Below are 20701 nucleotides of genomic sequence, written 5' to 3' on the forward strand. Positions count from 1 at the left end.
AAATGACATGAAAGCGAAGCAAATCAAAGGGTTTCCGCCCGGGCTTCGCTGCTCATCGTTAAACCGCCAACACAATTTTGCCAATATGTTCGGAGGTCTCCATCCGCCGGTGCGCGTCGGCGGCCTTTTCCAGCGGGAATGTGCTGTCCATCAGGGGTTTTACCCGCCCCTCGCGCAGCAGCGGCATCACCTTGGCCTCGATCGCGGCGACCATGGCCGCCTTATCCGCATTAGTACGGGGGCGCAGCGTGGAACCGGTATGGGTCAGCCGCTTCACCATCACCTTGGCGATGTTGACGGTGACCTTGGGGCCGTTGAGGGTCGCGATCTGGACGATACGGCCGTCGACCGCGGCGGCATCATAGTTGCGGTCGACATAGTCGCCGGCGACCATATCGAGAATGAGGTTGGCGCCGACATTATTGGTTTCCGCCTTGACCACGGCGACGAAATCCTCGGTCTTGTAGTTGATGGCGCGGTCGGCGCCGAGCTTCAGGCAGGCGTCGGCCTTTGGCTGCGATCCGACGGTCACGATCACTTTCGAGCCGAATGCCTTGGCGAGCTGGATCGCCATGGTGCCGATGCCGGACGAGCCGCCATGGATCAGCAGCGTTTCGCCAGGCTTCAGCCCGCCGCGCTCGAACACGTTGTGCCAGACCGTCATCAGGGTTTCCGGGACCGCGCCGGCTTCCTGCATCGACAGCGATGGCGGCACCGTCATGGCCTGCGCGTCTTGCGCGATGCAATATTGGGCGTAGCCGCCGCCGGCGACCAGCGACATCACCTTGTCGCCGAGCTTGTGCTTGCTGGCGCCAGCGCCGAGCGCGACCACTTCACCCGCGATTTCGAGGCCGGGCAGGTCGCTGGCGCCGGGCGGCGGCGGATAGGCGCCGGAGCGCTGCGCCACGTCGGGGCGGTTGACGCCGGCGGACATCACCTTGACCAGGATTTCGCCCGGACCGGGAACGGGCACCGCACGGGTCTCGGGCAACAGCACTTCCGGGCCGCCGGGCTTGCTGATGCCGACGACGGTCATTTGCGCGGGCAGCTTTTCCATGATTTGTCCTTGCGAAAGATAGGGAATTTGAGGCGGCTCCTGATTAGCCAGCCCGGCTCTGGCTGGCAACCGCCCAACGTCCAGGTGCCGAACGGAGGAAACGCATGGCGAGCGAGGACGACGACAAGCCGCGGAAGAAAATCACCCACGAGATCGGCCAGGATCTGTCGCTGCTGTCGGTGGAAGACCTGACCGAGCGCATCGCCTTGATGAATTCGGAGATCGAGCGGCTGCAGCAGGCCGCCGCCAAAAAGCGCGCGTCAAAGGATGCGGCGAACAGCTTTTTCAAGTCGTAGATTCAGTCCGCGATATTCCTCCACGTCGTCGCGGCCTCGCGCGCAATTGGGCGCGGACCGGGACGCCGCCGCGACCTTTCATTTTATTGCTGTCGTCGCCGTTTCGCGGCGCATACCCGCCGCGTGCCGAAGCCTTGTCGGCGATCCCGGAGGAGGCGGAAATTTGCTTCCAAATATTTCTGAAGCCGAAATGGCAATATCCGCTAACAACCGCGGCCGCCGCGAGCCAGCGAACTTAACCAATCGGCAGCCCGGACTGAACAACGTGACGACATCGTCGAACAAATGTTCCCGCGTTATCTCGTCCAGAAGGGTATGAGTTATGTCAGGTATCGTCCTCTCCTCGTCTGTTCGCCAGAACCTGCTCTCGCTGCAGTCCACCGCTGATCTGCTCGCGACCACCCAGAACCGCCTTGCCACTGGCAAGAAGGTCAACACGGCACCGCGGCTTCGCTCGAGCGACATCAACAACCTGCTCGACGGTATCGGCAATGGCGTGCAGGTGCTGCAGGCCGCCAATACCGGCATCACCTCGCTGCAGTCGCTGGTCGACAGCGCCAAATCTGTCGCCAACCAGGCATTGCAGACGCAGGTCGGCTATTCGAGCAAGTCGAGCTTCTCCGTTTCGCTCGGCGCGGGTGCAACCGCCTCCGACCTGTTCGCGGGCGCGTCCTACACCGCGGCAACCCTGACCGGTCAGACCGTTGTCAACGACAAGACCGCAGCGCCCCCTGCGGTGACGGCAGCCACGTCGTTGACCGCGTCGACCGCCGCCGACTCGATCACCGCGACGATCGCAGCTGGCGATACGTTGACGGTTGATGGGCACACCATCACGTTCAAGACCGGCGCTCCCCCGGCCGCCGGTTCCGTGACCGCCGGCTCCGGCGTGCTCGGCAATATCGTGACCGATGGTTCCGGCAACTCCTCCGTCTACCTCAATGGTGGCGCGGGCAACGCTGGCGATCTGTTGACCGCCGTCGACCTCGCCACCGGCGTGAAGACGGCTTCGAACGCCGCCGACGTCGCCACCATCGCGACCGCAACCGGCGCCACCGCCGGCGTGGTCACGGCCGGCGCGTTTGTGATCTCGACCGGAACGGCTGCCGATCTCAGCATCAGCTCGAGCAACGCTACGCTGCTTGCCTCGCTCGGCATCGGTAACGGTTCGGCCACCACGTCGCTGGCGCGCACGCCGTCGACGAATTCGAACCTCGCCATCGGCACGGTTCTCGACATCGCGGCTGTCGGCACCGGCACGGCAACGGCGATCACGTTCGGCAAGGGCGCCGGCCAGGTCAAGGACCTCAACGGTCTGAACGCCGCACTGGCCTCCAACAACCTGCAGGCCACGGTCGATGCCTCCGGTACGCTGACGATCCAGACCAACAACGACAACGCTTCGCTTCAGATTGGCGCTCTCACCGGCAGCACCAATCTGTTTGCCGGCAAGTCGGCCTCGGCTCCCGTGCAAGATCCGGCCGCCCAAGCCACGCGCGCCGATGGCGTCAACCTCCTGAATGGCGACTCGCTCAAGCTGGTGTTCAACGAGACCGGCAAGTCGACGCTGAACATCACGGGCACGACCTTTGACGCGGCGGGTCTTGGCCTTGCCAACCTGACCGTCGGTTCGGACTTCATCGACAACAACGCCACGAACAAGGTGTTGACCTCGCGGAGCAGTGCTTCCGACTCGCTCCGATCCGAAGCGTCCTCGCTGGGTTCGAACCTGTCGATCGTGCAGATACGTCAGGACTTCTCGAAGAACCTGATCAACGTGCTGCAGACCGGCTCGTCGAACCTGACGCTGGCCGACACCAACGAGGAAGCGGCGAACAGCCAGGCGCTGTCGACCCGCCAGTCGATCGCGGTGTCCGCGCTGGCGCTGGCCAACCAGTCGCAGCAGAGCGTACTGCAGCTGCTCCGCTGAGCCAGGCTCCGACCTCCAAGATTCAAGGCGGCGGGGGAAACCCTGCCGCCACCCTCGATCCCGGAGACGACCGTGCCGCGAAGGTCGTTGCTCGTCCGAACCGGCTCCGGCCTCCGGGTTAGCCGGGACGACGTCTGACCGAGTCAATTGCAAAACTCGGCCAATGGCCGACATGGCAAACAATTCTTGAAGAAAATCGTTCGTTTACGATCAATTAAGCTTTCTCGTTTATGACTGTATTGTCCTCGTTTGGACACCGAGTGGCTCCTGTCCACTCTGTTTGACGCCTCCCTGTTATCAACTTCAAAAGCCGCCGGAAACGGCGGCTCTTTTTTGTCCGCCGCATGAGCTGGAAACCATAAATCCGGTTGCCGCTGGACTCCCGTTCGCACAAGCGCAATGATTTGTTCATCATAAGCCGGCGCCTTTCAGAGCCGGCAGCGTATCAGTGGCGTGAGGGCGTTAACCATGGCGGACCGTTTGCAAAGCGAATCCGCGCTCGTTCAGTTCAGCGAGCGGCTCACCAATTCCGCGGCCTTTGGAACCCTGTTCCGGGAAGGCATGGACCTGGTCGAGGAGACCGCCGCCTATCTCGACGGTGACGGCCGCACCGAGGCCAAGGCGCTCGAACGTTCCGTCAGCCTTACTTACGCGACCGAAAGCATGCGGCTCACCACCCGCCTGATGCAGCTTGCGTCATGGCTGCTGCTGCACCGCGCGGTCAAGGAAGGCGAGATGACGCTGTCCCAAGCCAACCGCGAAAAGACCAAGGTCAAGCTGACGGCGGCCGATCCCGGCCCGGAAGACATGACCGCGAAACTGCCGCAGCAATTGCAGGATTTGATCACGCGCTCGATGAACCTGCAGTCGCGGGTGCGCCGGCTCGATGTCACCATCCACGCAACCCCGGCCGAACGCGCCCCGATCGGCAATCCCCTGGTGCCGCAGCTCAACCGGCTCAAGGCCGCGTTCGAGCAGTAAGTTCGTCTTTCGTCATTGCGAGCGAAGCGAAGCAATCCATCGGCCACAGGCAAGAATGGATTGCTTCGTCGCTTTCGCTCCTCGCAATGACGGCAAATACAACAAAAAACGCCCCGGAAAACCGGGGCGTTTTGTATTTCTGGGCCGAAAAAGGCGGGGCTAAAACCCTCAGTCCTTCTTGAGGAAGCCCGAAAACTTCTTCTGGAAGCGCGACACGCGGCCACCGCGGTCGAGCAGCTGCTGCGAGCCGCCGGTCCAGGCCGGATGCGACTTGGAGTCGATGTCGAGGTTGAGCTTGTCGCCTTCCTTGCCCCAAGTGGAGCGGGTCAGGTACTCGGTCCCGTCGGTCATTACGACCGTAATCGTATGATAATTCGGGTGAATTTCGGCTTTCATGGCATATCCTTTGGCGCGCCGGCGCCCGGCTCTAATGTCAGGAGATACGGGATTTGGCGGCTCTATAACGTAAGCGGCCGGCCAAAACAAGCTACGTATATGACCTGATTGGGAATCTCCCGCATTTGCCAGCGGGGGCCGCGGGGCCTATCTGAGGGCGGCAAAACGGGTCGGATTTCATGAGCGCAGCGGAACAGCTTGAAGACGTCGGTGGGGCCAAACCGCCGCGGCGGGATGCGCTGCTCGAGGAGGAGGCCTTCATCGAAGCCCGGCTGACCGAGTCACCGGCCAAAACCGGCGCCCGGCTGCGTCCGCTGCTGGCGCTGGCGCCCTATGTCGCGCGCTACCGGGGACGGGCTTTTCTCGCCTTTATCTCGCTCACGGTCGCGGCGATCACCACCCTGGTGGTGCCGGTGGCGGCGAGGCGCATGATCGACTTCGGCTTCAGCCCCGAAGGCATCGCCCTGATCAACAGCTATTTCAGCGTCATGATCGCCGTGGTCGCGGTGCTGGCCGGCGCCAGCGCCTCGCGGTTCTATCTGGTGATGACGATCGGCGAGCGCATCGTCGCCGATCTCAGGCGCGATGTGTTCGCGCATCTGATCTCGCTGTCGCCGGCGTTCTTCGATTCCGCCCGCTCGGGCGAACTGGTGTCGCGGCTGACCGCCGATACCACCCAGATCAAGTCCGCGGTCGGCGCCTCGGTATCGATCGCGCTGCGCAATGTGATGCTGTTCATCGGCGCCGCCACCATGATGGTGATCACCAGCCCGAAACTGTCCGGTTTCGTGCTGCTGGCGATCCCGGTCATCGTGATCCCGCTGGTGGCGTTCGGGCGCTGGGTGCGGCGGCTGTCGCGCAACGCCCAGGATACGCTGGCGGATGCGACGTCGTACGCGTCCGAACTGCTCGGGGCGATCCGGACGGTACAGGCCTTTACCGGCGAGCGGCTGGCCAATGCGCGGTTCGGCGGCGAGGTCGAGCAGGCCTATGAGGCGGCCCGGACATCGACCCGGGCACGCTCGATCCTCACGCTGATCATCATCTTCATCGTGTTCTCCAGCGTCGTCGCGATCCTGTGGGTCGGTTCGCATGATGTGCTGACCGGCGCGATCACGCCCGGCCGGCTCGGCCAGTTCGTGTTGTATGCAGCCTTCGCCGCCAGCGCGCTCGGACAGCTCAGCGAGGTTTGGGGTGAAGTTTCCGCCGCTTCCGGCGCCGCCGAACGGCTGTTCGAGATCCTGCGGGTCAAGTCGCAGATCATGGCGCCGCCGCGGCCGGTCGCATTGCCGGTGCCGGCGCGCGGCGACGTCGGGTTCGACAATGTCAGCTTCGCCTATCCGACCCGGCCCGACGTGCTGGCGGTCGACGGCGTCACCCTGTCGGTCCGCGCCGGCGAAAAGGTCGCAATCGTCGGGCCCTCAGGTGCCGGCAAGAGCACGCTGTTTCATCTGCTGCTGCGGTTCTACGATCCGGCAAGCGGCACGATCTCACTCGACGGCGTGGCGATCGGGTCAACCGATCCCGGCGAATTGCGCGCGCGCATGGCGCTGGTGCCGCAGGACTCGGTGGTGTTCGCGGCGACCGCGCGCGAAAACATCCGCTTCGGCCGGCCCGATGCCAGCGATGCCGAGGTCGAGCGCGCCGCGGACCTCGCCCATGCCTCCGAATTCCTGCGCCGGCTGCCCGGCGGCTTCGAGACCCAGCTCGGCGAGCGCGGCGTGACGCTCTCGGGCGGCCAGCGCCAGCGTATCGCGATCGCGCGCGCGATCCTGCGCGATGCGCCGCTGTTGCTGCTCGATGAAGCAACCTCGGCGCTTGATGCTGAAAGCGAAACCCTGGTGCAGACCGCGCTGGAGGAATTGATGCGTCACCGCACCACGCTGGTGATCGCGCACCGGCTTGCCACCGTATTGTCCTGCGACCGCATCATGGTGATGGACCAGGGCCGCATCGTCGAACAGGGCACGCATGCCGAGCTGGTCGCCGCCAACGGGCTCTACGCCCGGTTGGCGCGGCTGCAGTTCGAGGGGATTTGATACTCCGCTCGTCATGCCCGGACTTGATCCGGGCATCCATCCTCTGCACAAAATGTTTTTCAAAGTGATGGATTGCCGGGAGCGCAGACAAGTTTACGTAGTCTGCGCCAGGCAGACTACTAAGCCCGGCAATGACGATTGGCCGTCACGGCCGCCATGCCATCTTCAGGATCAGCCGTTTTGACGACGGGTTCACATCCTCGCCGTCATGTATAAATCCGTTGCGCTGATAGAAGCGGATCGCGCGGTCATTGTCGGCGTTGACCTTCAGCGTGACGCCGCCGGGCGACAGCCGCTTGGCTTCGTCGACGAGCGCGGTGGCGAGTGGAGAGCCCCAGTGATCGGGGCTGACCACGAGCTGGTCGAGATAGCCTTGGCTGTCGATGGTGACGAAGCCGATTTGCACCTCTGCCTGTTCCGCGACGATGATATCGGCGTTCGGTACCAGCTCGTTGCGCCAGCGCTCGCGCCACCATGTCACCCGGGCGGCGAAGTCGATCGAGGGATAGGCCAACTGCCAGGTCCGCAGCCACAGCTCGATCGCGGCGTCCTCGTCCTCGGCGCGGTAGGGGCGTAAGTGAAACGCTGCCGTCACTAGCGTTCCGTCAGCTTCAGCTCGATGCGGCGGTTGCGCTTGTAGGCCTCTTCGGTCGGCGCCGTATCCAGCGGCTGGAATTCCGCAAAGCCGGCCGCGACCAGGCGCTGTGCGGGCACGCCGAGCGAGACCAGGTATTGCACCACCGAGATGGCGCGCGCCGACGACAATTCCCAGTTCGACTTGAACAAGGGGCTGTTGATCGGCCGCACGTCGGTGTGGCCGTCGACCCGCAGCACCCAGGCGATTTCGCTCGGGATCTGCTTGTCGAGATCAATCAAAGCGGTGGCGAGCTTGTCGAGCTCGGCCTTGCCTTCGGGCAACAGCAGCGCCTGTCCGGTATCGAAGAACACTTCCGACTGGAACACGAAGCGGTCGCCCACAATGCGGATATCGGGCCGGTTGCCGAGAATGGCGCGCAGGCGGCCGAAGAATTCCGAACGGTAGCGCGACAGTTCCTGCACCCGCTGCGCCAGCGCCACGTTCAACCGCGATCCCAGATCGGCAATGCGGCCCTGGGATTCCTTGTCGCGTTTCTCGGAAGCGTCGAGCGCCTCTTCGAGGGCTGCAAGCTGGCGCCGTAGCGCGCTGATCTGCTGGTTCAGCACCTCGATCTGCGCCAGCGCCCGCGACGAAACCGTTTTTTCGGAGTCGAGCGCCTTGTTGAGTTCGGCCGCACGGCCTTCGGCGTTGCTGCCGGCGCCGGCGAGCCCGTCATAGAGTCCCTTGATGCGGTCGCGCTCGGCTTCCACCGAGGCCAGCCCGGCGCGCGCCTGCGAGAGCTGGTCATTGAGGTTGAGCCCGGAGAGTTTTTCCAGCGACAGCAGGTCGTTCAACTGCGCGATCTTGGCATTGAGCTGCTCCAGCGCCTTGTCCTTGCCGGTGACTTCCTGCGACAGGAAGAACTGCACCACCAGGAACACCGACAACAGGAACACGATCGACAGCACCAGCGTCGACAGCGCGTCGACGAATCCCGGCCAGTAGTTGAATCCGGTTTCGTTGCGGCGACTGCGGGCGAGGGCCATTCAGTGTTCTCCGGTACTTTCGTGTCCCGGACGCGGTGCAGCGTGCAACGCTGCTCCGCAGAGCCGGGACCTATCGCGATGGGCCCCGGCTCCGCAGCGCATCACTTCCGTGCTGCGCTGCGTCCGGGGCACGAAACCTTGTCTAGCTCTTCTCGGGCTGCCTTGCGATCCGCTCCAGCAGTTTCTTGATCTCGCGGTTCTGCTCGCCCTGGCCGTCGGCCCATTCGCGGATCATCTGCTGCTCGGTGCGCATATGCGCGACCAGGCCCTGAATGGCTTCGGCGAGGTTGGCCATCGCCGCCGTGGTGCTGCGGCCGCCGCCGCCTTCCTCGACCACCGCGCGCAGGCGCTCCATCGCGTGCTGCAATTCGCCGCTGACGCCGGCGGGGGCGCCTTCGCCGGAATATTCGCGCACGGTGGAGGCGAGCCAGTCCTCGAGATCGGTGTAGAAGCGATTCTGCGCCTGGCTCGACTGCAGGTCGAGAAAGCCCAGGATCAGCGAGCCGGCGAGGCCGAACAGCGAGGACGAGAACGAAATGCCCATGCCGCCGAGCGGCGCGGCGAGTCCCTCTTTCAGGGTATCGAACAGGGCGCCGGCGTCGCCGCCGACCTTCAGCCCGTCGATCACCTTGCCGACGGAGCCGACGGTCTCGATCAGGCCCCAGAAGGTGCCGAGCAGGCCGAGAAACACCAGCAAGCCCGTCATGTAGCGCGAAATATCGCGGGCCTCGTCGAGCCGGGTGGCGATCGAATCCAGCAAATGCCGCATGGTCTGCTGCGAGATCGACATCCGCCCGGTGCGTTCGCCGCCGAGGATCGCCGCCATCGGCGCCAGCAGCGTCGGGCGCTGCTCGACCGCGAGGCCGGGATCGGCAATGCGGAAATTATTGACCCAGGCGACTTCCGGATAGAGCCGGATCACCTGCCGGAACGACAGGATGATGCCGATCAGGAGCACCGCGCCGATCAGCGCGTTGAGGCCGGGGTTGGCAAAGAAGGCGGTGACGATCTGCTTGTAGAGCACGACCATGACCAGTGCGCACAGCACCAGGAACACCAGCATCCGCACCAGAAAAATCCGAGGTGAGGACAATTTGCTCAGTTCGATCTCCATTTCGGAGCGGGAGGGGGAGCCTGAGGGCATTGCGGGTGTCATCCGTTGCGAAAAGCCGCGCGTGGGCGCCAATATGGCACAGCGGGCGAGAGAAAAAAGATCGAAAGGCCTGATTTCGGGAGAGGATCACGAAACTTCACGCTGAACCCGGCTTGGTCGGCAGCGTATTTTGGACGGGTTCAACTTCCAACCGCGATATTTGGGATTTTGCATGACGGTCCTGTATTTCGGAGCGCTGGCGGCCACCGTATGAAGGCGGCGGCGTAGCCCGGGTGAAGCGAAGCGAAACCCGGGGCCAATGTGGCATTGATGCGTCCCCGGATTGCGCTGCGCTCCATCCGGGCTACGAATTCGATTCGCATTTTGGCACCTCGCAATCCTGCAGCGTGCTGCCTTCCCGCGCACGAAAGCGGCGCGTTCCTCATCAGCGGTTTTGAATTTCATTCGCACCCGCTGGGATGGAACCCGCTCACAATCCGGTGAGTCGGCAAAAGATGCTGTTCGTTTAAGGCGATAGCCTTGTGTGACATTGGGCCGCCACGAAACGTGTTGCATCGCAGCAGGCGTCTCCTATCCTGACCCCATCAACAGTGTTTCGTGGTCGTGACGACGCCCGCGAATTTGCATTCGCGTTTCAACTCGAATTTTGGGGTGCCCTTTGTCTATGTCTGGATTTCGCGCGCGATCGGCCGGCATTGCCTTGATGCTCGCTGCCATGGCGCCGTTGTTGGCCGGTTGCGACGAACCGAATGTCGCCGCCGCCGCACAACCTACCGAGCCGGACGTCAGCATCGTCACCGTCAAGCCGCAGGCCCGCGCCATGGTGCGCGAACTGCCGGGACGCATCGCGCCGACGCGGGTGTCCGACGTGCGTCCGCGGGTGTCCGGCATTGTCGTACAGCGGCTGTTCAACCAGGGCAGCGAGGTCAAAGCCGGCGATACGCTCTACAAGATCGATCCGCGGCCGTTCGAGGTCGAGGTGCAGTCGACCGAGGCGGCGCTGGCGCGCGCCAAGGCCACGCTCGAGCAGGCCACCCAGCATGCCAACCGCATCGCCACGCTGACTAGCCAGCGCGCCGCGCCCGAAGCCAAGAACGAGGAAGCGATTGCGAGCCTGCGTCAGGCCGAAGCCGACGTGGCCGGCCGCAAGGCCGACGTCGCGCGCGCCAGACTCAATCTCGATTATGCGACCATCCGCGCGCCGATCGACGGCATCGTCGGTGCGGCCCTGGTCAGCGAAGGCGCGCTGGTCGTGCAGAACGAGACCGCGAGCCTTGCGACCATCCAGCAGCTCGACCCGATCTATGCCGATTTCACCCAGTCGGTGACCGAGCTCAATCATCTGCGCCGCGCGCTCGAGAGCGGCGAACTCGATCGTATCTCGCAGGATGCCGTGAAGGTCCGCCTCGTGCTCGACGACGGCGCGCTCTATCCGCAGGTCGGCAAATTGCTGTTCTCGGATGCCAAGGTCGATGCCCATACCGGGCAGGTGACGCTGCGCGGCGAGTTTCCCAATCCGAAGCGCGAATTGCTGCCCGGCATGTATGTCCGCGTGCAGATCGAGCAGGGCATCGACAGCGACGCCATCGCGGTACCGCAGCAGGCGATCCAGCGCAACGTCGGCGGCGGCAGCGAAGTGTTCGTGGTCAAGGACGACAATCTGGTCGCGGTGCAGCCGGTGCGCACCGGTTCGATCCAGGACGGCCATTGGCTCGTCACCGAAGGCCTGAAGGCCGGCGACCGCGTCGTGGTCGAGGGTTTTCAGAAGTTCGCCGCCGGCGACAAGGTCCGGCCGCAGGCCTGGGCCGAAGCGGACGCGTCCGCCGACGTGGCGCGGGACGCCAAGCTTGCCGCGCAAGCGCTGCGGTAAATTCCAATGCCGAGTTTCTTCATCGACAGGCCGATCTTCGCCTGGGTGGTTGCGCTGTTCATCTGCCTGATCGGCGCGATCTCGATTCCGCTGCTGGCGGTGGCGCAATATCCGATCATCGCGCCGCCCTCGATCTCGATCTCGACCAGCTATCCCGGCGCGTCGCCGGAAAACCTCTACAACAGCGTCACCCGGCTGATCGAAGAGGAGCTCAACGGCGCCTCCGGCATCCTCAATTTCGAATCCACCAGCGACTCGCTGGGACAGGTCGAGATAACAGCCAACTTCGTCCCGGGCACCGAGACCGGTGCGGCGTCGGTGGAAGTGCAGAACCGCCTCAAGCGCGTCGAGGCGCGGCTGCCGCGCGCGGTGATCCAGCAGGGTATCCTGGTCGAGGAGGCCTCCAGCGCCGTGCTGCAGATCATCACGCTGCGCTCGACGGACGGCAGCCTCGACGAGATCGGCCTCGGCGATTTCATGATCCGCAACGTGCTCGGCGAAATCAGGCGCATTCCCGGCGTCGGCCGCGCCACGCTGTATTCGACCGAACGTTCGCTGAGGATCTGGGTCGATCCCGCCAAGCTGGTCGGTTACGGGCTCACTGCCGACGACGTCAACAAGGCGATCACGGCGCAGAACGCGCAAGTAGCCTCCGGCAGCGTCGGCGCCGAGCCGAGCACGGAGGATCAGAAGATTTCGGCGCTGGTGCTGGTCAAGGGACAACTGTCGTCGCCGGACGAATTCGGTGCCATCATCCTGCGCGCCAACGCCGACGGTTCGACGGTGCGGCTGCGCGACGTCGCCCGCATTGAGATCGGCGGACTGAGCTACCAGTTCAACACCCGCCTCAACGGCAAGCCGACCGCGGGCCTCTCGGTGCTGCTGTCGCCGACCGGCAACGCGCTGGCGACCGCGAGCGCGGTGGAAGCGAAGATGAAGGAGCTGTCGCGCTTCTTCCCGGCCAATATCGCCTATGAGATTCCCTACAACATCACGCCCGTGGTGAAAGCCTCGATCGAGAAGGTGTTGTCGACGCTGGTCGAAGCGGTGGTGCTGGTGTTCATCGTGATGTTCCTGTTCCTGCAGAACATCCGCTACACCATCATTCCGACCATCGTGGTGCCGGTGGCGCTGCTCGGCACCTGCGCGACGCTTTTGGTTGCCGGTTACTCCATCAATATGCTGACCATGTTCGGCATGGTGCTGGCGGTGGGTATTCTCGTCGACGACGCCATCGTCGTGGTCGAGAACGTCGAGCGCATCATGGCGGAGGAAGGCCTGCCGCCGAAGGAAGCCACCCGCAAGGCGATGTCGCAGATCTCGGGCGCCATCATCGGCATCACGCTGGTGCTGGTCGCGGTGTTCGTGCCGATGGCGTTCTTCCCGGGATCGGTGGGCATCATCTACCGCCAGTTCTCGGTGACGATGGTGGCGGCGATTGCGTTCTCCGCGCTGCTGGCGATGTCGCTGACCCCCGCCCTGTGCGCGACCCTGCTGAAGCCGGTCACGTCAGGCCACGGCCACGCGAAGAAGGGCGTGTTCGGCTGGTTCAACCGCATGCTCGACTCCAGCCGCGACGGCTATTCCCGCACCGTGAAGGCTTCGCTGAAGCGCACCGGCCGGCTGATGCTGATCTATGCCGCGCTGCTGATCGGATTGGGCTGGGCCTTCATTCGCCTGCCCGGCGGCTTCCTGCCGATCGACGACCAGGGTTTTATTACCACCGACGTGCAGACGCCGTCTGACTCCTCCTACGCCCGCACGGAAGCCGCGGTCGAGAAGGTGGAAACTTATCTTAAAGGTCGCGCCGGCGTCGAGAACGTGACGTTCCTGACCGGCTTCAGCTTCCTCGGACAAGGCGTCAACACCGCGCAGGCGTTCATCTCGCTGAAGGACTGGTCGGACCGGCCGGCCGGCGATTCGGCGGCGTCGATCGTCGCCGACATCAACCGCGACCTGTCGTCGATCCGCGACGCCAAGATCACGGCGCTGCAGCCGCCGCCGATCGACAATCTCGGCAATTCCTCCGGCTTCTCGTTCCGCCTGCAGGACCGCGGCCAGAAGGGCTATCCGGCGCTGACGGCGGCGGCCGACCGGCTGATCGCGGAGGCCAATGCGAGCCCGGTTCTGCAGAAGGTTTATATCGAAGGCCTGCCGCCGGCGCCGCAGGTCAACCTCACCATCGACCGCGAAAAGGCCGGCGCGTTCGGCGTCACCTTCGAGGACATCAACAGCACCATTTCGACCAATCTCGGTTCGAATTACGTCAACGATTTCCCAAACCGCGGCCGCATGCAGCGCGTGATCGTGCAGGCCGACCGCGCCAGCCGCATGAACGCCGACGATATCCTCAATTACAACGTCAAGAACAGCCGCGGCCAACTGGTGCCGTTCTCCGCGTTTGCCACCGTCGAGTGGCAGAAGGGGCCGACGCAGATCGGGGGCTTCAATTTCTATCCCGCGGTGCGCATCAGCGGCGAGGCCAAACCTGGCTACACCTCCGGTGATGCGATTGCCGAGATGGAGCGGCTCGCGGGAAAACTGCCGCGCGGCTTCGGCTTCGAATGGACCGGGCAGTCGCTGCAGGAAAAACTGTCGGGCTCGCAGGCGCCGTTCCTGCTCGGGCTGTCGGCGCTGGTGGTGTTCCTGTGTCTCGCCGCGCTCTATGAAAGCTGGACCATTCCGCTGGCGGTGCTGCTGGCGGTGCCGCTCGGCATCTGCGGCGCGGTGCTGGCGGCGTCGCTGCGCGGCCTGCCCAACGACGTCTATTTCACCGTCGGCCTCATCACCATCATTGGCCTGGCTGCCAAGGACGCCATCCTGATCATCGAATTCGCCAAGGATCTGCGCGCGCAAGGCAAGCCGCTGGTCGAGGCGACGGTGGAGGCGTGCACCTTGCGTTTCCGCCCGATCCTGATGACGGGCCTAGCCTTCGTGTGCGGCGTGCTGCCGATGGTGATCGCGCAAGGCGCCGGCGGCGCCAGCCAGCAGGCGCTCGGCACCAGCGTCATGGGCGGCATGATCGCGGTGGTGATCCTGGCGCTGTTGATGGTGCCGGTGTTCTTTGTCAGCGTGCAGCGCGTGCTGGCGGGGGACCGGGAGAAGGTGGCGAAAGCGGAGCCGGAGGGTCAGCCGGCGCAAGGCATCCAATAGCTTGTCATTGCCGGGCTTGACCCGGCAATCCATCCAAAAAGACTCTTATGAAGATTGATGGATGCCCGGATCAAGTCCGGGCATGACAACACCTACGGTGTTGTCACTTCCCCAGCCCCTTAATAATCTTCACCAGTTCGCCGTGGATGTACTCATTGCCGCAGATCACGTGGCCGGTCTTGAGCGGGTCGCTGGCGCCATCGACGCAACTGACGGTGCCGCCGGCTTCGCGGACCATGATCTGGCCGGCCGCCATGTCCCAGGGCTGCAGGTTGCGCTCCCAATAGCCGTCGAGACGGCCGGCGGCGACGAAGGCCATGTCGAGCGAGGCGGCGCCGAAGCGGCGGAAGCCGGCGACCTTGCTCTGCAGCGCGGCCATTTCGCGGAGCGCCAGTTCGTGGTCGCCGCGCCCGATATGCGGCAGGCCGCAGGCGATCACGCATTCATTGAGCTGGCGGCGTCCGGCGACGCGCAGCCGCTGGTCGTTGAGGAACGCGCCCTTGCCGCGTTCGGCGATGTAGAGCTCGTCGTTGGCGGGGTTGTAGATCACGCCGGCGATGATGACGCCCTCGCGCTGCAGGCCGATCGAGATCGCGAATTGCGGGATGCCGTGCAGGAAATTGGTGGTGCCGTCCAGGGGATCGACGATCCAGATATGGCTCTTGTCGGCGCCTTCGCGGTTGCCGCCTTCCTCGCCGATGAAGCCGTAGCCCGGCCGCGCCTTGGCGAGATCCTTGTAAAGCACTTCCTCGGCGCGCTTGTCGGCGAGGCTGACGAAGTTCGCCGGCCCCTTCAGCGACACCTGCAGATGTTCGATCTCGCCGAGGTCGCGCTTCAGGCCACGGCCGGCATTGCGCGCGGCTTTCACCATGACGTTGATAAGGGCTGAATGCAGCATGATGCGAGGCTTGTCGGTTGAGAGGAAACGGGCCGTGGCCGTGGGAAGTCAGGGACTGGGTGCCCTGCTGATGTGCCGCCGTCAAGGCGTCATTTACCGGTGTTGCCGATCCATTTGCGCGCGGCCCCCTGGGCCTTGGCGCGATCCTCGGCGCTGAGGCCCGCCAGCGCCTCGTCCAGTTCCGGATCGCCTTTCCCGGCGGTTTTGGCGACAATGTGCCATTTCAGGCCTTCGATCTTGTCCACCGGCGCGCCCTGGCCGTTCACCAGCACGCGGGCGAGGCGGTTCTGCGCGATCGGGCTGTTCTGCCGTGCGGCCTTGCGCAACAGCGCCACGGCGGCGGACTGGTTCTGCGGCGTGCCGGTGCCGTTGAACATCGCGATGGCATATTCGACCTCGGCGTCGACATTATCGGCCAGCGACGCCGCCTGCAGCAGGCGCACCGCCTTGTCGATGTCCTTCGGCACGCCGGTGCCCTCCTTGTAGAAGGTCGCGAGCGCGTATTGCGCTTCCGGGTTGCCGGCATCGGCGGCAACGCGCAGCAGTTCGGCGGAACGCCTGAGGTCCTGCGGCAGGGTCTGGCCGTCGATATAGAGCAGCGCCAGGTTATAGGCCGCCTTGGGCTCGCCGAGCTTGGCCGAGGAGGCCAGCAGCCTGACGGCCTGCTCGCGGTCGACCTTGCCGCCGCGGCCGGAGAGTTTCATCATCGCGAGCGCGAACATGCCCTCGCGGTCCCCCGCATCGGCCGCGCGCTGATACCATTCGGCCGCCTTGGCATAGTCGCGCTTGACGCCCATGGCGTTGGCGTAGAGCTCGCCGAGCATCGTCATCGCCTTCGGATCGTTGTTAAATTGGGCGCGCGTGGTGGCGAGATCGAATGCGGTCTTGTAGAGGCCGCGCTGATAGGCGCCGTAGACGAGGTCGACATTGGGATCGTCGAATGTCGCGGTCGGCGAAGGCGTGGGTGTCGGCGTCGCCGCCGGTTTGGCCGTCGCGGCTGGTTTCTTTGCCGCGGAAGTCGCCTTCGGCTTCGGTGCTTGTGTCGGCTTTTCCTTCTTCGCGGCAGGCGTGGTCGCCGACGGCTGGGCTGCGGGCGGCGTCAGCGAGATCTGCGCGGACGCCGTCGTCGCCACCATCGCAAGGCCCGCAACAATCGATATCGGACGCAGGAAGTTCATGTCCGGCGTTATCCCTGTCCGGTCATTTCTTTTCCAGGCGGTTGTTTCCCAAGCGCTGCGGCATGCGCCTGTTTGATCGCCTGCTCGACATCGGCCAGCGCCGCCTTGGCGCCACGCGGATCGGCCCAGATGAAATCGCCGACCAGGACAAAATCGGCGCCGGCGGATGCGAATTCGGCAGCCTCTTCGCGCGAGACGGCAAAGCCGACACAGGGCGGTTCGAACAGTTCTTCCCACCATTGTAGGCGCTCGGCAATCGCCTCGACCGAGGGCCGCTGTCCATGGCTGTCGGGCTCGCCGAACAGCACGTAGTCGGCGCCGGCTTCGCCCGCGGCCATCGAATCGTGCCGCGTCGCGAGCCCGCCGACGCCGGCGATGCGGTCGGGCTTCAGCGACGGCATCGCGTCTTCCATCGCCGCGATCCCGTTCAGATGCGCGCCGTCGGCGCCGGCCCGCGCCACCAGCTCGACATGACCCTCCAGCAGCAGCGCCGCGCCGCTGTCCTGCACGGCGGGCGCCAGCGCCTTGATGCGCGAGATCATGGTTTTCTGGTCGGTCTCGCGAAGCCGCAGCAGCACCGCGGCGACATCGGCGCCGGCAAGCAGGCCCGGCAGGCTTGCCGCCAGTTGTGACGGATCGTCCAGTTCGGGCGTCGCGAGATAGAGCCGCGGCGCCGGGCGCGGCGGAGGAGGTTTGCTGGCCAAGTCTATGCCGCCTTCTGTTCGAGGTCGGGCTTCCATTCGCCCTTGCTCGCGAGCGCATTCATCCGTGCGCGATGGACGAACGCCTGCTGGCCCGCGGCCACGTTTGCAGCCTTGCCTGCCCAGGCCTGCTGCGGCGCTGCCTGCAGCGCGCGGCCGTAGGAGAAGGTGAGCCGCCACGGCAGGCCGCCGATCCGGTTCATGGCGTCGAGATGCGCGGTGGCTTCCTGGTCGGACTGCCCGCCGGAAAGGAAGGCAATGCCGGGAACGGCGGCCGGCACGCAAGCCTTCAGCAGCCGGATAGTCTTCTGAGCGACCTCTTCGACGGAGGCTTGCGTGGAACTCTTCTTGCCGGAAATGGCCATATTGGGTTTGAGGATCATGCCTTCCAGCGCGACGCGCTGAACGCGCATTTCCTGAAAGGTCTTGTTGAGCACACGCTCGGTCACCTCATAGCAGCGGTCGATATCGTGATCGCCGTCCATCAGCACTTCCGGTTCGACGATCGGCACGATCTGGGCGGCCTGGCACAACGCCGCGTAGCGTGCGAGCGCGTGCGCGTTGACGGAAATGGCTGTCATTGTCGGAATGGTTTTTCCGATGTCGATCACGGCGCGCCATTTGGCGAACCGCGCGCCGCGTTCGTAATATTTCTTCAGGCGTTCGGCGAGCTTATCGAGGCCCGCGGTGACCAACTCGCCCGGGCAATTCGGCAAGGGTTGGGTTCCCTCGTCGACCTTGATCCCGGGAATGGCGCCGGCCTGTTCGATCAGCTTGATCAGCGGCGTGCCGTCCCTGGCGTTCTGCCAGATCGTTTCGTCATAGAGGATGACGCCGGAGATGTACCGGCTCATCGCCTCCTGCGAGCGAAACAGCATTTCACGATAGTCCCGGCGGGTTTCCTCGGTCGATTCGACCTTGATGGCGTCGAAGCGCTTCTTGATCGTGCCGGAGGATTCGTCGGCGGCGAGTATGCCCTTGCCCGGCGTTACCATGGCAAGAGCGACCGTGTTGAGGTCGGCGAGATTCATCGGGACGTTCTCCAGAGCATGCCTTGCAAACCAAAATGGGCGGTTCTCGGGCAACGGCCGAGAAAAGCTTCGCTCAGGGGCAGGCTGCTCGCGGAGATCAGCGTGATATCACGCCACCTTCGGATCGAGCTCGCCCTTGGCGTAACGCTTGGCCATGTCGGCCGTGGTCATCACCTTCTTGATCTTGCTCGCCTGACCCGCGGTGTTGAATTCCTGCAGCCGCTGCTTGCACAGCTTGGTCATCGCTTCCATCGCCGGCTTGAGATACTTGCGCGGGTCGAATTCTTCCGGATTGTCCTTCAGCACTTTACGGATCTGGCCGGTCATCGCCATACGGTTGTCGGTGTCGATGTTGATCTTGCGGACGCCGTGCTTGATGCCGCGCTGGATTTCGGAAACCGGCACGCCCCAGGTCGGCTTCATCTTGCCGCCGTTGGCGTTGATGATCTCCTGCAGGTCCTGCGGCACCGAGGACGAACCATGCATCACCAGATGCGTGTTCGGCAGCTTGCGATGGATCTCCTCGATCACGTTCATGGCGAGGATGTCGCCGTCGGGCTTGCGCGTGAACTTGTAGGCGCCGTGCGAGGTGCCCATCGCGATCGCGAGTGCGTCGACCTTGGTCTCCCTGACGAACTTCACGGCCTCGTCGGGGTTGGTCAGCAACTGGTCGTGCGACAATTTGCCTTCGGCGCCGTGGCCGTCTTCCTTGTCGCCCATGCCGGTTTCCAGCGAGCCGAGCACGCCGAGTTCGCCTTCCACCGAAATGCCGCCGAGATGAGCCATGTCGGTGACGGTCTTGGTGACGCCGACATTGTAGCTCCAGTCGGCCGGGCTCTTGCCGTCGGCCTTCAGCGAGCCGTCCATCATCACGGAGGTAAAGCCGGCCTGGATCGCGGTCATGCAGGTGTCGGGGCCGTTGCCGTGATCGAGATGCACGCAGACCGGGATCTGCGGATAGATTTCGGTGACCGCGTCCATCATGTGTTTGAGCATGATGTCGTTGGCATAGGAGCGCGCGCCGCGCGAGGCCTGGATGATGACGGGGGCATCGAGGCTGGAGGCGGCCTCCATGATGGCCAGCGCCTGCTCCATATTGTTGATGTTGAAGGCCGGCACGCCGTAATCATGCTCCGCCGCGTGGTCGAGCAATTGACGCAACGTAATCCGAGCCATCCGTATTCTCCGTTGTCTTAGCGGCGCCCTGGGCGCCGGATCCCATATGAGCTTAGCGCAGTTTTAGAACTTCGACACCGGGCAGAGGTTTCCCCTCCATCCATTCGAGAAACGCGCCGCCCGCGGTCGAAACATAGCTGAAATCATGGGCAACGCCGGCCTGGTTGAGGGCCGCGACGGTATCGCCGCCGCCGGCGACCGAAACCAGCTTTTTGGCTTTGGTCCGCTCCGCCGCATGCCTGGCCGACACCATGGTGCCGCGGTCGAATGGCGTCATCTCGAAGGCCCCGAGCGGGCCGTTCCATACCAGCGTCGCGGCGTCGTCGATCGCGGCGTGAATCCGTGCGATCGATTGCGGGCCGACGTCGAGGATCATGCCGTCGGCCGGGATCGCGTCGAGCCCATAGGCGTGGGACGGCGAGTTGGCCGCGAAATGATACGCGACCACGGCGTCTACGGGGAGGATGATGGCGCAGTTCGCGGCTTCCGCCTTTTCCATGATCCGCAGCGCGGTCGCGGCGAGGTCCTTTTCCGCCAGCGACTTGCCGACGCCGACGCCCTGCGCGTGCAGGAAGGTATTGGCCATGCCGCCGCCGATCACCAGCGCATCGACCTTGCTGACGAGGTTTTCCAAGAGATCGATCTTGGTCGAGACCTTGGCGCCGCCGATGATCGCGATGACAGGCTTGGTCGGCGCTTCCAGCGCCTTGCCGAGGGCGTCGAGTTCGGCCTGCATGGTGCGGCCGGCATAGGCCGGCAGCTTGTGGCCGAGGCCTTCGGTCGTGGCGTGGGCCCGGTGCGCGGCCGAGAAGGCGTCGTTGACCCAGATGTCGCCGAGTTTTGCCAACTCGGCCACGAAGGCGGGGTCGTTCTTCTCTTCCTCTTTATGGAAACGGGTGTTTTCCAGGCACAGGATGTCGCCATCCTTCATCGCGGCCACGGCCGTGGCGGCGGGCTCGCCGATGCAGTCGTCGGCAAAGGCGACCGGCTTCTTGATCACCAGCGAGAGCGCGGCGGCGACGGGTTTCAGCGAGTCCTTGGCGTCGCGTCCCTTCGGACGGCCGAAATGCGCGAGCAGGATGACCTTGCCGCCCTTGCCGGAAATCTCGGTGATGGTCGGCACGACGCGTTCGAGCCGGGTCGCATCGCTGACGCGGCCGTTTTCCATGGGCACGTTGAGGTCGACGCGCAGCAGTACGCGCTTGCCCCTTACGTCGACGTCATCGAGGGTGCGGAATGATTTTGTCATAGGCGCTCT

The 20701-nt window shown here is 64.3% G+C and carries 17 protein-coding genes; 6 read left to right on the forward strand and 11 right to left on the reverse strand.

What is annotated here, in order from left to right; genetic code table 11:
- Positions 1 to 58: 58 nt before the first annotated feature.
- Positions 59 to 1057 carry an NAD(P)H-quinone oxidoreductase gene (locus BLR13_RS22110; protein WP_074819575.1) on the reverse strand — a complete coding sequence of 333 codons (999 nt, stop codon included), beginning with the start codon at positions 1055 to 1057 and terminating at the stop codon, positions 59 to 61.
- Between the two features lie 104 nt (positions 1058 to 1161).
- Between BLR13_RS22110 and BLR13_RS22115 the strand changes: the two genes are divergently transcribed.
- The 3 genes from BLR13_RS22115 (at position 1162) to BLR13_RS22125 (ending at position 4264) form a co-directional block, all read left to right on the forward strand.
- Positions 1162 to 1353 carry a DUF1192 domain-containing protein gene (locus tag BLR13_RS22115; protein ID WP_074819573.1) on the forward strand — a complete coding sequence of 64 codons (192 nt, stop codon included), beginning with the start codon at positions 1162 to 1164 and terminating at the stop codon, positions 1351 to 1353.
- 322 nt (positions 1354 to 1675) lie between these two features.
- Complete coding sequence (locus BLR13_RS22120; RefSeq protein ID WP_074819571.1) at positions 1676 to 3283, forward strand: DUF1522 domain-containing protein; 1608 nt, start codon at positions 1676 to 1678, stop codon at positions 3281 to 3283.
- Positions 3284 to 3751: 468 nt separating this feature from the next.
- A complete protein-coding gene (locus BLR13_RS22125; RefSeq protein ID WP_074819570.1) occupies positions 3752 to 4264 on the forward strand; it encodes a DUF1465 family protein in 513 nt (170 codons plus the stop codon).
- A gap of 168 nt (positions 4265 to 4432) precedes the next feature.
- Here BLR13_RS22125 and rpmE read toward each other — a convergent pair whose 3' ends face one another.
- Entirely contained in the window at positions 4433 to 4660 is a 228-nt protein-coding gene (gene rpmE, locus BLR13_RS22130; RefSeq protein WP_074819568.1) for a 50S ribosomal protein L31, read from the reverse strand.
- A 179-nt stretch (positions 4661 to 4839) separates the two neighbouring features.
- Between rpmE and BLR13_RS22135 the strand changes: the two genes are divergently transcribed.
- Entirely contained in the window at positions 4840 to 6699 is a 1860-nt protein-coding gene (locus BLR13_RS22135) for an ABC transporter ATP-binding protein/permease (protein WP_074819566.1), read from the forward strand.
- 145 nt (positions 6700 to 6844) lie between these two features.
- On the opposite strand, the gene BLR13_RS22140 is transcribed toward BLR13_RS22135, so the two are convergent.
- The 3 genes from BLR13_RS22140 to BLR13_RS22150 form a co-directional block, all read right to left on the reverse strand.
- Positions 6845 to 7294 (reverse strand): GNAT family N-acetyltransferase, encoded by a 450-nt coding sequence (locus BLR13_RS22140; protein ID WP_074819564.1) that lies wholly within the window; start codon positions 7292 to 7294, stop codon positions 6845 to 6847.
- Entirely contained in the window at positions 7294 to 8322 is a 1029-nt protein-coding gene (locus BLR13_RS22145; RefSeq protein WP_074819562.1) for a peptidoglycan -binding protein, read from the reverse strand. Before BLR13_RS22145 ends, BLR13_RS22140 begins: the two co-directional genes overlap by 1 nt.
- 142 nt (positions 8323 to 8464) lie before the next feature.
- Entirely contained in the window at positions 8465 to 9466 is a 1002-nt protein-coding gene (locus tag BLR13_RS22150; protein WP_074819560.1) for a flagellar motor protein MotA, read from the reverse strand.
- Positions 9467 to 10100: 634 nt separating this feature from the next.
- Here BLR13_RS22150 and BLR13_RS22155 point away from each other — a divergent pair.
- Positions 10101 to 11306, forward strand: a complete 1206-nt coding sequence (locus tag BLR13_RS22155) for an efflux RND transporter periplasmic adaptor subunit (protein WP_091976657.1) — start codon at positions 10101 to 10103, stop codon at positions 11304 to 11306.
- A 6-nt stretch (positions 11307 to 11312) separates the two neighbouring features.
- A complete protein-coding gene (locus BLR13_RS22160) occupies positions 11313 to 14459 on the forward strand; it encodes an efflux RND transporter permease subunit (RefSeq protein ID WP_074819559.1) in 3147 nt (1048 codons plus the stop codon).
- Between the two features lie 103 nt (positions 14460 to 14562).
- Here BLR13_RS22160 and BLR13_RS22165 read toward each other — a convergent pair whose 3' ends face one another.
- The 6 genes from BLR13_RS22165 to BLR13_RS22190 all read right to left on the reverse strand — a co-directional run bounded on the left by BLR13_RS22165 (position 14563) and on the right by BLR13_RS22190 (position 20692).
- Positions 14563 to 15357, reverse strand: a complete 795-nt coding sequence (locus BLR13_RS22165) for an inositol monophosphatase family protein (RefSeq protein ID WP_074819557.1) — start codon at positions 15355 to 15357, stop codon at positions 14563 to 14565.
- Positions 15358 to 15446: 89 nt separating this feature from the next.
- Positions 15447 to 16535, reverse strand: coding sequence for a tetratricopeptide repeat protein (locus BLR13_RS22170; protein ID WP_074819555.1), 1089 nt, complete (start codon positions 16533 to 16535; stop codon positions 15447 to 15449).
- An 8-nt stretch (positions 16536 to 16543) separates the two neighbouring features.
- Positions 16544 to 17239: a thiamine phosphate synthase gene (locus BLR13_RS22175; protein ID WP_074819552.1), complete on the reverse strand. Its 696-nt coding sequence runs from the start codon at positions 17237 to 17239 to the stop codon at positions 16544 to 16546.
- A 2-nt stretch (positions 17240 to 17241) separates the two neighbouring features.
- A complete protein-coding gene (locus BLR13_RS22180; protein WP_074819550.1) occupies positions 17242 to 18267 on the reverse strand; it encodes a class I fructose-bisphosphate aldolase in 1026 nt (341 codons plus the stop codon).
- A 108-nt stretch (positions 18268 to 18375) separates the two neighbouring features.
- The gene (gene fba / locus BLR13_RS22185) at positions 18376 to 19443 is read right to left on the reverse strand and encodes a class II fructose-bisphosphate aldolase (RefSeq protein WP_074819547.1); all 1068 of its coding nucleotides are present in this window, start codon (positions 19441 to 19443) and stop codon (positions 18376 to 18378) included.
- A gap of 52 nt (positions 19444 to 19495) precedes the next feature.
- The gene (locus tag BLR13_RS22190; protein ID WP_074819545.1) at positions 19496 to 20692 is read right to left on the reverse strand and encodes a phosphoglycerate kinase; all 1197 of its coding nucleotides are present in this window, start codon (positions 20690 to 20692) and stop codon (positions 19496 to 19498) included.
- Positions 20693 to 20701 lie beyond the last annotated feature (9 nt).

This window comes from Bradyrhizobium ottawaense, assembly GCF_900099825.1.
Taxonomy (GTDB): Bacteria; Pseudomonadota; Alphaproteobacteria; order Rhizobiales; family Xanthobacteraceae; genus Bradyrhizobium; species Bradyrhizobium ottawaense_A.

What these genes read in the sequence shown, in the direction of transcription:
- BLR13_RS22160 (WP_074819559.1), top strand. Translation starts at nt 11,313, where the DNA reads ATGCCGAGTTTCTTCATCGACAGGCCGATCTTCGCCTGGGTGGTTGCG.
- BLR13_RS22150 (WP_074819560.1), bottom strand. Translation starts at nt 9,466, where the DNA reads ATGCCCTCAGGCTCCCCCTCCCGCTCCGAAATGGAGATCGAACTGAGC.
- BLR13_RS22115 (WP_074819573.1), top strand. Translation starts at nt 1,162, where the DNA reads ATGGCGAGCGAGGACGACGACAAGCCGCGGAAGAAAATCACCCACGAG.
- BLR13_RS22165 (WP_074819557.1), bottom strand. Translation starts at nt 15,357, where the DNA reads ATGCTGCATTCAGCCCTTATCAACGTCATGGTGAAAGCCGCGCGCAAT.
- BLR13_RS22180 (WP_074819550.1), bottom strand. Translation starts at nt 18,267, where the DNA reads ATGAATCTCGCCGACCTCAACACGGTCGCTCTTGCCATGGTAACGCCG.
- BLR13_RS22120 (WP_074819571.1), top strand. Translation starts at nt 1,676, where the DNA reads ATGTCAGGTATCGTCCTCTCCTCGTCTGTTCGCCAGAACCTGCTCTCG.
- BLR13_RS22190 (WP_074819545.1), bottom strand. Translation starts at nt 20,692, where the DNA reads ATGACAAAATCATTCCGCACCCTCGATGACGTCGACGTAAGGGGCAAG.
- BLR13_RS22125 (WP_074819570.1), top strand. Translation starts at nt 3,752, where the DNA reads ATGGCGGACCGTTTGCAAAGCGAATCCGCGCTCGTTCAGTTCAGCGAG.
- BLR13_RS22145 (WP_074819562.1), bottom strand. Translation starts at nt 8,322, where the DNA reads ATGGCCCTCGCCCGCAGTCGCCGCAACGAAACCGGATTCAACTACTGG.
- BLR13_RS22110 (WP_074819575.1), bottom strand. Translation starts at nt 1,057, where the DNA reads ATGGAAAAGCTGCCCGCGCAAATGACCGTCGTCGGCATCAGCAAGCCC.
- BLR13_RS22135 (WP_074819566.1), top strand. Translation starts at nt 4,840, where the DNA reads ATGAGCGCAGCGGAACAGCTTGAAGACGTCGGTGGGGCCAAACCGCCG.
- BLR13_RS22170 (WP_074819555.1), bottom strand. Translation starts at nt 16,535, where the DNA reads ATGAACTTCCTGCGTCCGATATCGATTGTTGCGGGCCTTGCGATGGTG.
- BLR13_RS22155 (WP_091976657.1), top strand. Translation starts at nt 10,101, where the DNA reads ATGTCTGGATTTCGCGCGCGATCGGCCGGCATTGCCTTGATGCTCGCT.
- rpmE (WP_074819568.1), bottom strand. Translation starts at nt 4,660, where the DNA reads ATGAAAGCCGAAATTCACCCGAATTATCATACGATTACGGTCGTAATG.
- fba (WP_074819547.1), bottom strand. Translation starts at nt 19,443, where the DNA reads ATGGCTCGGATTACGTTGCGTCAATTGCTCGACCACGCGGCGGAGCAT.